9 protein-coding genes are annotated in these 11,500 nt (G+C 37.2%); 4 read left to right on the forward strand and 5 right to left on the reverse strand.

All coding sequences use genetic code 11. The features are described 5' to 3' along the window. Window positions 1-185: 185 nt before the first annotated feature. The 3 genes from pyrR to B4U84_RS12720 form a co-directional block, all read right to left on the reverse strand. Entirely contained in the window at window positions 186-743 is a 558-nt protein-coding gene (pyrR, locus tag B4U84_RS12710; protein WP_044446746.1) for a bifunctional pyr operon transcriptional regulator/uracil phosphoribosyltransferase PyrR, read from the reverse strand. A gap of 117 nt (window positions 744-860) precedes the next feature. After that, window positions 861-1,832 carry an adenosylcobinamide-phosphate synthase CbiB gene (gene cbiB, locus B4U84_RS12715; protein WP_131118284.1) on the reverse strand — a complete coding sequence of 324 codons (972 nt, stop codon included), beginning with the start codon at window positions 1,830-1,832 and terminating at the stop codon, window positions 861-863. Between the two features lie 88 nt (window positions 1,833-1,920). Next, complete coding sequence (locus B4U84_RS12720) at window positions 1,921-2,364, reverse strand: Rrf2 family transcriptional regulator (RefSeq protein ID WP_017312957.1); 444 nt, start codon at window positions 2,362-2,364, stop codon at window positions 1,921-1,923. A 410-nt stretch (window positions 2,365-2,774) separates the two neighbouring features. Between B4U84_RS12720 and B4U84_RS12725 the strand changes: the two genes are divergently transcribed. Further along, window positions 2,775-3,188 (forward strand): AbrB/MazE/SpoVT family DNA-binding domain-containing protein, encoded by a 414-nt coding sequence (locus B4U84_RS12725; RefSeq protein WP_017312956.1) that lies wholly within the window; start codon window positions 2,775-2,777, stop codon window positions 3,186-3,188. Window positions 3,189-3,269: 81 nt separating this feature from the next. Here the strand turns inward: B4U84_RS12725 and B4U84_RS12730 are convergent, their stop codons facing one another. After that, window positions 3,270-5,174, reverse strand: a complete 1,905-nt coding sequence (locus B4U84_RS12730) for a chloride channel protein (protein WP_131118287.1) — start codon at window positions 5,172-5,174, stop codon at window positions 3,270-3,272. Window positions 5,175-5,549: 375 nt separating this feature from the next. Here B4U84_RS12730 and B4U84_RS12740 point away from each other — a divergent pair, with 375 nt between their 5' ends. After that, entirely contained in the window at window positions 5,550-5,930 is a 381-nt protein-coding gene (locus B4U84_RS12740; protein WP_131118293.1) for a hypothetical protein, read from the forward strand. A 159-nt stretch (window positions 5,931-6,089) separates the two neighbouring features. Here the strand turns inward: B4U84_RS12740 and B4U84_RS12745 are convergent, their stop codons facing one another. Further along, window positions 6,090-7,715 carry an ArnT family glycosyltransferase gene (locus tag B4U84_RS12745; protein WP_131118295.1) on the reverse strand — a complete coding sequence of 542 codons (1,626 nt, stop codon included), beginning with the start codon at window positions 7,713-7,715 and terminating at the stop codon, window positions 6,090-6,092. Between the two features lie 392 nt (window positions 7,716-8,107). Here B4U84_RS12745 and B4U84_RS12750 point away from each other — a divergent pair, with 392 nt between their 5' ends. Together B4U84_RS12750 and B4U84_RS12755 are read left to right on the forward strand one after the other, a co-directional pair. Continuing rightward, complete coding sequence (locus tag B4U84_RS12750; protein ID WP_131118298.1) at window positions 8,108-9,700, forward strand: hypothetical protein; 1,593 nt, start codon at window positions 8,108-8,110, stop codon at window positions 9,698-9,700. 240 nt (window positions 9,701-9,940) lie between these two features. Then, window positions 9,941-11,437 (forward strand): ArnT family glycosyltransferase, encoded by a 1,497-nt coding sequence (locus B4U84_RS12755; protein ID WP_131118301.1) that lies wholly within the window; start codon window positions 9,941-9,943, stop codon window positions 11,435-11,437. Window positions 11,438-11,500: the final 63 nt, after the last annotated feature.

Below are 11,500 nucleotides of genomic sequence, written 5' to 3' on the forward strand. Positions count from 1 at the left end.
AAATCTGGTGCGAGATATGAAATTATATCAAGTTTGGATAAGTTAGTTATATTTCCCACAGTCATTGCACCCCACCCCTTAATCCCCTCCCCGCAAGCGGGGAGGGGAAGTTTTGGCGTTAGACAAAACCGGGGTGGGGTTCATTGGGAATTATAAGTAATCTAGCGAACCTGATATGATTCAAACTAATCTGCAATCAATTCAACTGCATCTCTTCCATCTATATCTTGTAAGTAAACCTTGACAATCTCTTCTTTAGCAGTGGGTAGCTGCTTACCTACAAAATCTGGATGTATTGGTACTTCGCGATGACCTCTATCTACCAGTACAGCTAGACGAATTACCTCTGGTCTACCATACTCGTTGACAGCATTTAAAGCCGCACGAACTGTTCGTCCTTTAAATATCACATCATCTACAAGTACGACAATTTTATCTGTCAAATCAAAAGATATCTCGGTCTTGGCTGGAGTCCGCAGCCCTATTTGGTCGAGATCATCACGGTAAAATGTAATATCCAAAGCTCCTACTGGCACAGATACACCTTCTAACACTTCAATTTGGCGTGCTAATAGTTCTGCTAAAGGTACTCCCCTAGTATGAATACCAAGCAGCACTAACTGGGATAAATCACGGGTCTTTTCGACAATTTGGGAAGCAAGACGAGTGACGGTACGACGGAGTTCTTCAGATGAGAGAATCTCAACCACTTTAGCTTTGGTAGAAGTGGTAGAAATAGTCATATACCAGTATCCCCCTGAGCAAAATTTATATTAAAACACCGAGTCATGAGGAATTTGTAATAGATGATGAGCAAGAAAAACACAAATAACCGATGATCGATTACTCAATTCCTATTTTTATGATGACCTGTTTATGACAATTAGCAATAGAGTTGTTATCCCTAACCATAACAAAAAGCAATATCGAGTTAGTTGGAATGCTTGATCAATGCTAGCTGAATTGATTGGATGAGTTGCATCTCCCAACAGGGGTTTATGTTTCGCAACACCGTGATACCAATTAGTACCCCCAAGCTGTACATTTAAAGTAGCAGCATATGCACACTCACTCCAACCAGAATTGGGACTAGGATCATTGGGTGCATCGCGCTGACAAATTCGGATGACATGCAAGAGTTTATTCGACAGTAGCGCTATAGTAATCACCGTTAACCGACAAGGAACCCAACTCAAGCCATCTTCTAAGCGCGCACTAAACCAGCCTAAATAAGTATAAGGTGCTTGTCGATAACCCACCATGGAATCCAGTGTACTGCTGGCTTTATATGCCAAAGCCAAGGGAACTGGACCGATAAATGGTAAAAATACGCCAACTATTGCATAAAAAAGAGGAGCCATGACTCCATCAACAGCATTTTCTGTGACTGTTTCTAGAATTGCTCGCAAAATCTCTGATTCTGTGAGATTGTCTGTATCTCGACCAACATAATTACTCAGAGTAGAACGAGCGTCTTGGATTTTTCCTAATGTTAAAGGTTGTAAAACTGTTTGAGCTGCAACTCGCAAACTTTTTGCTGCAAAACAACTAGCCAGGAGAATAATTTCTACAGCAATTCCCAACAACGGATGTAGGAATTTAGTAGCTTGTATTATTAAATAACCAACTATTCCACTACCACTGATCAGAAAAATACCTAAGAATATTCCTGCTAGTCGTTGTGTGAGAGGATTTTGACAATATGTAAAAGTAAATTTGCTGAAACGAGAAATTATCCACCCCATTACTCGTACAGGATGGGGCCATCCCCAAGGATCGCCAATAATATAGTCTAAATAAGCTGCAAGGATTAAAACAATCATAAAAGTTATTTGTCATTTGTCATTTGTCATTTGTTGCTTTGTGATTCATTATTTGTGCAAAGCTAATAATAAATGACCAATGACCAATGACTAATGACTAAACAATAAAACTAGCTTCTTCACCAAGAGATGCTTGCCAGCTACGGGCATCGTAATAAAGATCTGCCAGAGTAATACTGTACAATGCTTCTTTCAATTTTTGGTGCAGCCTTTGCCAAACGGTAAATGTTACCCAATCTTCTGTTTGTCCTGGGGAAGCTAGATGGTGAGGTAAAGGTTGTATTGTTTCACCAACGGCTTCTAAAATTTCTCCTAAAGAGATTTGTGCAGGTTTTTTTGCTAGTTGGTATCCACCGATGCTACCACGAACAGATTTTACTAAACCAGCCCGACGCATTTCTATGAGCAGTTTTTCTAGATAAGGAGCAGGGATATCCTGACGAGATGCGATCGCTTTAGTAGAAACAGGTCCATAACCAGCTTGCAAACTCAAATCTAGCAAAGCTTTGACACTGTAATGTCCTTTGGTAGTTAGTTTCATTTATTTATGCTCTGTTCTTTGTCCTTTGTCGTTAAGATTAGTCTTCACCAACGACGAATGACTAATGACTAATGACTAAGGATCAGTTTTACTTATCGTTCTGTGTGTTAATAATCAACCAAGTGTAAGTAAACCACTTTTTCAGCAATTCTTTAGGAAACTTAAACAAATATAGATTACAGTGTAGCAGTCTTTCATAAACTAGAGATAGTTATCAGCTTCAGCCTTAATTTTTTAAATTAATTTTCAAAGTAAATATTAATAGACATGCAAAAATTTGCTGATTTGTGTAATATACTTTGCGGTAGCTGATATAAAAATAAAAGGATTGTGTTATCACTTCCTCAATCTCAGCTAAAATAAAATCGATTCAACTCACTCAATCGTTCGTTCATTTTCGCTCTAAGTTGATGGCTAAACAGAAAAAAATTGAACCCCTAACCGGCGAAGAGTTGCTCAAGAAAGTCAAAGAACTAGAAAATCTGAGCAAAGAAGAAAAAGCTAAACAGTGCGGCTACTATACTGTGACCAAAAATGGTATAGAGCGCGTCAACATGATGAAATTCTTGAATGCCTTAATTGATGCTGAAGGTATTCAGTTAGATAGCGCTCCTAGCGCAAATGGTCGTGGGGGACGTAGCGCCAGCTATAGAATTAGTGTGCAGTCTAACGGTAACTTACTAATAGGTTCTGCTTACACAAAACAGATGAATCTAAAGCCCGGAGATGAGTTTATCATCACTTTGGGTAAAAAACACATTCGTCTGAGACAAATAGACTCAGATGAAAGAGAAGATGTCGAAGTTCTAGAAGCAACAGCATAATATAGTGAATGGTCAAGAGTCGTTAGTCCATAGTCCATAGTCAATTGTATTAACCATTGACCATTGACCATTGACTAATAACTAGTGACTAGTGACCACATCTGTTTTTGTTACCGATGGTAGATAGTGGCAAAGAGCTTTACGTGTGAGTGCTATATTACAACTTAAAGTAATTTGTTCCCGTTCTAGTAATCCCAAAATTTGTTCTGGATTATCTGATGCTACCACTGGTAACTGATGCAAACCACGAACAGACATGCGATCCAAAGCTTCAGATAAGGGTTCATCTTGCCAAGCGTAGAGAATATCAGTGGTACAAATATCAATTAGGGTTTGATTGGATAGATCACCCTGATTTGTAGTTGAAGAATCTGGGTAATTTTGCCAAGCAGAAAGAGTACGGTTGATATCTTTTAAAGAGAGAATACCAACTAATTGTCCGAATTCATTAACTACTAAAGCAGTGCGGGTGCGATCGCGTGTCATTTCTAAAGCTGCTTCGATCACTGACATGGTTGTTGCCAGTTTTTTTGGACAAGGATGCATAGCTTCTTCAACAAGAATTTGCTGTAAAATTTCTGCTTGTTCGTCTTTTAATTCCGAAAGACCTATTTGTTGAAGATTGGAGTTGGAGTTTGCATTGGGCTTTATCCGCTCCACTAACCAAACACTTAAACCAACTGCTGCCATTAACGGTAAAACAATGCGGTAGTCTCGTGTTAATTCAAACAATAACAAAATTGCTGTTAATGGCGCTCTCACACTAGCAGCAAGTACAGCAGCCATTCCTACCATAGCGTAAGCAGGGGGAGCTGCCATAAAACCACTGATTGCAGGTGCTACATTTGCTAAAATTTTCGCATAAGCAGAACCTAAAGAAGCACCCAAAAACATTGCTGGTGCAAAGACACCACCAACAAATCCACTCCCAGCACAGATTGCTGTCATCGCCAGTTTTACTACCAACAACAAAATTAACAGTTGTAGCGAAAATTCCACATCTTGCAGCATCGCTTCTACTGTTTCATAACCAATACCTAAGATTTGCGGTAAACGTAAAGCCGTAAGACCAATAATCAGTCCACCAATAACAGGATGAATAGGTAATGGTATTTTTCCTAAAATAGAAAAACCAGCCACCTTACCTGCAAAGCAAGCTTTTGCTAGGCGAATTAATTGTGTATAGGTCAAAGAAACCACACTTGCCCATAAACCCAAACCAAGATAGAGTGGTAATTCTAGTGGACTGCGGACTTGGTAAACAGGTAAGGCAAAGGCTGGTTGTCCTCCTAAACCAATGTGAGCAATAAAGGCTGCAACTACTGCTGCGAGTAGCACTACACTTACCGCAGAAGTAGCAAATGATGTTGCTCCTAATACTACTTCTAAAGCAAAAAAAACACCTGCTATTGGAGCATTAAACCCAGCTGCTAAACCAGCAGCAGCACCAGCACCCAGTAGTAAACGCTGGCGTTCTTGTGACACTTGTAACACCACAGACACTAGCATTCCAAAATTGGCACCAATTTCTACACTAGGCCCTTCTGGGCCTAAAGACGCACCACTTCCCAAAGAAACTGCTGCGGCTAACATTTTGGTTACTGGTCGTAATTGTCTTTTGACCTCTCCCTTTTGGGAATCAGCGATTAATGATGAAAGTCCAGGACCAAAATCTTGTGTTCGCCAACGCATTAAACCAACAATTAATCCGCCCAGGATGGGAACACAAGCTAAAGTCCAAGCACCCCAAACACCAATCACACTCATTAAATTTTCCAGCATCAAATGATGGATCAGCTGGATTAAATAATGAAATGTCACCACACCCATACCACTACCACTGCCAATTAGCAAGGCTAAAAATAATACAATTGTTTCTGGAGATGGTTGAAAACGATTAAGCAAATAGGTTAAACGGAAGGAAGGAGAATGAAAGGTAGGTTGTTCAGTCACCTTCCTGAGTTCTGAGTGAGGTAGGAGAGTCATGGAGTGAGGAGTAAATCTAAGAAAAAATTTAAAATTTCATATCTTACTTTTCATTGTGAGTGATCATTTAGCAATTTGAGTAAACTACCTACTAGTCCACGACATTGATTTTGATGGGCTGTCAGATCCCCGACTTTTTCAAAAAGTCGGGGATCTAGTTACTCACAACCCCTCAGAACTTATGTGGTCGAGTACTACATATCTTTGTGTAATTTACAAAGCTTTGGTTAAAAATTTGCTATTGTGCAACATTTCTGTGGCGATAATGCTTAAATGGGAGAGAATTATGGTCGGGGAAATCTACACGCATTTTCAGCAGGAATTCAATATAGCTCTTGTTATGAACCAAGTAAGTGGACTAAACGGACGAGGTAGATGAATACACACACTTTTGATAATCATTATTTGACTTGCCCCATTTGCCAAAATTCTACGCCCACAGCAGTTAGTAGTTATGTTGGATTATTTACCTGTCCGTATTGTCATCAGAAGCTAGTGGTTTGTAAAAGCGGCCACTATGTTCGTGATCCTTTTACCTTAAAACAGATTATGATTTCATCGGCACTACGCCGCCAAAGCCGACCTTTAGCCAGAATTGTTCGGGATTTTTTTGTCTTTAAAAATCCTTTACTTGCTGTAGTGGTAGGAAGCGCTATTATTTTTGGTATGATTGCAATATATCAGCAAAATCGTAACAGCGATACCTCGTCACCACAAATAGAAAAAACTATCGAGGATGGCAAAAAATCCCAGTAAGGAGTGCTTTTGGGAGCCTGCGATTGGAATCGCAGTCTCATAGCAAAAGTCTGCTTAAGCAGACTACTTGATTTATTTGAGTTGTCTGAAGAGGCTTGTGCTATTGTCTAGGGGTTTTAATCCTTGGCGTCATATTGAAAAAATTGGGATGCTCCCTCCCTATTCCCTGTTCCCTTCTTTTGTAACCAATTTCCAGCCTTCTGCTTGACCAATAACCTTGAATGAATCAAGTTGGAGTGCATGAATAGCAGAATGATCAAGCAATAAATAAGGTTGTTGGTGATTATGCCAATGATCTTGTAGTTCTTTAAAAGAAGCAGGAATAATATTACGATCGCTATAAAAAATCAATGAAGGACGGTGTTCAGGACTGGATGTGTAAATCTTTGTGCCTGATGGTGTCCCCTCTCGGACTATAGTAGCAACTGGTTGGACTGGATAACGTTCTGCCAATTCCCAAACCCAGTCATTTGATTTCATAAATAAGAGTAACGAAATATAAGATCCCCAAAACAAAACTTTAAGAAATTGGCGATCGCCTCGTTCTGCCAAAATAGCTGCTAGGGCCATTGTCATGGATACTGCTGCAAAAATCAGTTGTAACTGTAAATCAGATTTTGCTGTGGAGACGAAAGTAAAATAAATACTACCACCTGTCGCTACCAAAGCCAGAAACGTTAAAGTGACTACCCAAAATCGTGGATAAGATGATAGCAGAGGTGAATCTTCGACTTCCCCTAGTTTCGCTCCAATTACCAGGGCTAGGCTAGGATAAATAGGAAAGACATACCAGGGGAGTTTTGTTCCCATCACAGAAATAGCAACTAAATAAACTCCCATCCAGACCAGTACAAGTTTAGCCCAACTGAGGTTCTGGTTTTCTCTAGCTAATTGCAAGCTTGATGGTAAAAAAATCAACCAAGGCCAAGTATATTTAAGTATTTCCAATACATAGTACCAAGGTGGGCCGGAATGGTTTTCAACGGATGACCAAATGCGATTAAGAGATTGATTAAACATCCCGACATTGGTAAAGGTGCGACCATATTCCCACCATTGAGCGCCATACCATAAAGCCACAGGTACAATACCTATGCATATTCCCATCCACATATAGGCACTAGTCAGCAGTCGTGGTGTATCCCAAAATAGAAATGCGACTACGACAGCAGCTAACAATACGCCCAGCATACCTTTGGTTAAGCATATTAAGCCAAAAGCGATGCCGACACCCAGGCAATAGCGTAAATCACGACGCGATCGCAATACACATAAAATCATCAATATAAAAAAACATATCACTGCCCCATCCAACATGGCTAAACGCCCATGACGTACAACTGGCAGCATTGTCAAGTAAACTAAAGCACTGTAAATAGCACAAAAACGCCGATGAAATATTTCTCTACCAACACAATACAGCAATGGTACTGATATTGCTGTTAAAATTGACCCTGGTAAGCGAGCTGTCCACTCATTTACACCACCCAAAGAGTAAGCCCAAGCGATGAGCAAATGCATCAACGGTGGTTTGTTATGGTATGGTTCACCTCCCAGAGTTGGGTAAAGCCAGCTCATTGAACCAGGAGGAGCGCTGAAAATCTCTTTTGCAACCTGTGCTACAGTTCCTTCATCCCAATCTCGTAGTGGTAATCGCCCTAAATCTATGGTAAAAAGTAACACAGCTGCTACCAGCAGCACTATTATCCATGTCCAATCAATCCATTTGTCGAGCGAGCGATGCTGCTTTTCTAGACGACCCCAAGTAAAGCTTCCTTCTTGCATATTTTAGGATAATAATTTTGCTTGCTGGTTCGAGTACAAACAGACGTTCGCGAATCTTTATCTGTTGCTGTTTAGCAACAACTATTCTTTGATGTTCGTCCTAATTTTTAAATTAACTCAATTTTTGCTAATTAATCATAATATTTTTTGACAGGGTTTCTGACATTACTCTTAAATCTATTTAACAAGCATTTATTGGAAAAAATGACACGAAAAATACTAATATCAATTCTGTGATTAAAATGCACTGATGTGTAATCAATATCAAATAACCACAAAGGGCTTCCCAAAGGCTAGGACAAAAACAGAGGAGGTATTGGGAAAGTTTGCTGTCAGTTCACAAAGCAATATTATATATAATTTACAGACTTTAGATATTGTGGAGGAAATTAATGAATCTACCTTTTATTTTAGATGTAGCGATTGGTTTAATTTTTATTTACTTAATCTTGAGTTTATTAGCTTCCGAAATACAGGAACTAATTGCTACTGTATTTCAATGGCGTGCTGAACACTTAAAAAAATCAATCGAAATTTTATTATCAGGTGATGTTCGGAGTGCAGAAGAAGCTCATGTTATCAAACTCGCAAATAGTATTTATGATAATCCCTTAGTTAAAAACATTAATCAAGAAGCAAAAGGATTGTTTGTCACCATACCTCGTAAGATTACTTGGGCAATTGGTTCACTTTATCGCATGTTGACAAAACCTAGACCAGGAACAAATAAAAATACAAGTACTTTTGGAGAGGAAAAACATAGTGGTCCTTCTTATATTCCTGCTGATGTTTTTGCTACAACTCTTATTGAAACACTACAAATTCCTACATTAGTACAAAAATTAACAGAATCAAGACTAAAGAAGTTTAAAGAAGATAGATTAGCTGAGATACAAGAAATCATTATTAAATTACAGGAACAAGCAAGCGATGATTATAGATTTACAGACTTTTTCAGTAAAACCTACAAGGAATTTTCAGAACTCAGTGCAGAATTTGAAAAAACTTGTTGGAACTTTCATCAAAGGAAAGCTAGTTTGAAAACAAGCCTAAATCGCATGGGAGAAAGTTTCGATAGATATATAGAATCTTTCCAAGCAGAAATGCCTAATGATGAATTATCTAACAAATATTTACGAAGATTAAAGTTTATCAAAAAAGATATTTTTGACGATATTGAACAAGCAGTATTGCTGGGAGGATTGCAACCAAATATTAATGAAGTTGTACAAACAATTAAGAAAGATAGTGAGATTTATAAAGAAATTAAAGCAGCTATTCAAGACCAAGATAGCGAAGCATACCAGGGAATTCAGAAAGCATATCAGACAATTGAAATTACAGCGATTGAAAATTTACCACCCTCTGTGGTAGAAAATCTTAGTGTTTTAGCAAAACGCGCTCAAGGAAGAGTTAAGACAACAGAGGAAGGAATAAATGCATTGCGTTTAGAAATAGAAAATACCTTTAATAGCTCAATGGAAAGAGCTTCTGGAGTCTACAGACGTAATGCTAAGGGTACAGCTATTATTATAGGTTTAGCGATCGCTATCACCGCCAATGCAGATGCACTTCACATGGTTAGCAGACTATCAAAAGATTCTGCTCTACGAGATACTATTACTAATAGTGCAGGAGAATTAGCACTACGAAATAGTAATGCTACAGTTGATTTAAAGTATGATTTAGAGCAACTTAGGAACGAAGCAGATAAAGCTTTAACAAATATTTCTTTACCGATTGGTTGGAATGATGCTAATTTACAACAGCAAATAAAATGGACGCGCCAATCAAAACAAACTTTTCCCTATTTTAAAATTTTAGCTATGATTCCTGGCTGGATACTCAGTGGTGTTGCTATTGCAATGGGTGCGCCATTTTGGTTTGATTTGTTGAGTAAAATTGTCAATGTGCGTAATGCAGGTAGCCGTCCTAATAATTATACGAGAAATGTGGCTGATAATGAGGAAGAAAGGGGAATTTAAAAATTTTTGCTAATTAAGAGTAAAAAGAGGAATTTTCTTCTTTTTACTTTTTTTGTCAAAATTGGTGCGACAACACAGAATAATATTTATTTAACGCAGAAGAACACAGAGGTAAGCGCAGAGCAACGCAGAGTTTTTAGAGTTATATATTGAGGAATTACAACGCAGAAACGATATGAAACGGTTATCTTGTGCGTGATAATTATGCAAATTAAAGTTTAAAATTTCGGTTTTATAAAAATGAAACAAATCAAAAATATTCTTCCCCTGATATTTTTAATCTTTGTGATTTTATGGTTGAGGTTAATTAATTTAGGTTATTCCAATTATCAAGGTGATGAGATTAAAGCACTATATAGACCTCAAGCAGGTCAAAGCATGATTGATTTTTTGCTTAATCAAAGAAAGGGACCAATCCAATTTTTGATTACATATTTGATGAGTTTTGTGAATCCTGGGTATGATAATGAATTATTACTCAGACTTCCTTTTGCTATAGCGGGTATATTAGCTATTTACTTTTTTTATAAATTCATCAAACTAGAATTTGGTCATAAAATAGCTATTTACTCATCTTTATTTATTGCAATTAATGGTTTATTCGTAGCTTTAACGAGAATTGTTCAGTACCAATCATTTGTAATCTTGTTCTCTGTTTTAGCTCTATATCTGATCAGTTTATCTACCAAGTTTGAAAAATGGAGAGTTTATGGTTTATATTTAGGCGTGTTTTGCTGGTCAATTTCCATTCTTGCACACTACGATGGTATATTCATTGCACCATTTGTAGTTTACTTAATTTATAGATGGTATGTTAATGTCGAATCTTCACATCAAAACAATCAAGTCCAGCATTTATTTTTTGCGGGAACGATTTTTTTAGTATTAATATCTATATTTTATTTACCTTTCTTTTTCTCTATTTCAGAATCAACTAAGGCTTATTGGACAGAAAGAATAAGTAAGCAGTCGGTTAGTTCTACAAGAACATTTATGACTTATAATCCTTTGTTTATTATATATTTGTATGCTGCTTTGGGTTTAATGGGCCTATCGAGAATTAAAGAAAATTTTTCAGTATTGGTGTGGTTTTTGTTTCCTTTGTTAGCGTTAGAAACATTTGTTAGTAATCCTGGTACACATATTTATACTTATATTTTGCCTTTTTCTGTTTTAATGGCGTTTGGTCTAGAAGTTTTTCAAAAATTGATATTTAATAGATTTTCAGCTAAATTCCAATATATTAATTCTTTTTGCTTGAGTTTGATATATATATCTTCGTTTTTCTTGTCTCATTTATTATTTATCGATAATCAGAAAGAATATCCTTGGGAAAATAAAAGATTCTTGTCTTTGGAACTGAAAAGACAAAGTAGACAAAGTTTATTTGGATTTCCCTATTACAGACATTGGGAAAAAGTAGGATATTATTTAGAAAACACAGGTAAAAATGGTTACTTTATTACTAATGAAAAGCAAAGTATCACAAGATATTATATTCCAGAAAACTATAAAAATATAGAATTACATCCGTATAATGCTCAAGCCCCTGGTGACATCTATATAATATATATACAAAATCCGCAAAATGGAAACAAAAAAATATTAGGTAAAGACCAAAGTTATTGGGAACAACGATATCAACCTGTAAAAAGTTTTTCTAATCATGGAAGAGTTGTCACGACAATTTATCGCTTATCATTTGCGGATTGGGAAAAAGTTATGAGACGCGATTAATCGCGTCTGTACAATAGTCATTAGTCATTGGGAAAAGACTTGTTAAATAATTCTCCGTTGTCT

It is taken from the genome of Westiellopsis prolifica IICB1 (assembly GCF_004323185.1).
GTDB lineage: Bacteria > Cyanobacteriota > Cyanobacteriia > Cyanobacteriales > Nostocaceae > Pelatocladus > Pelatocladus prolificus_A.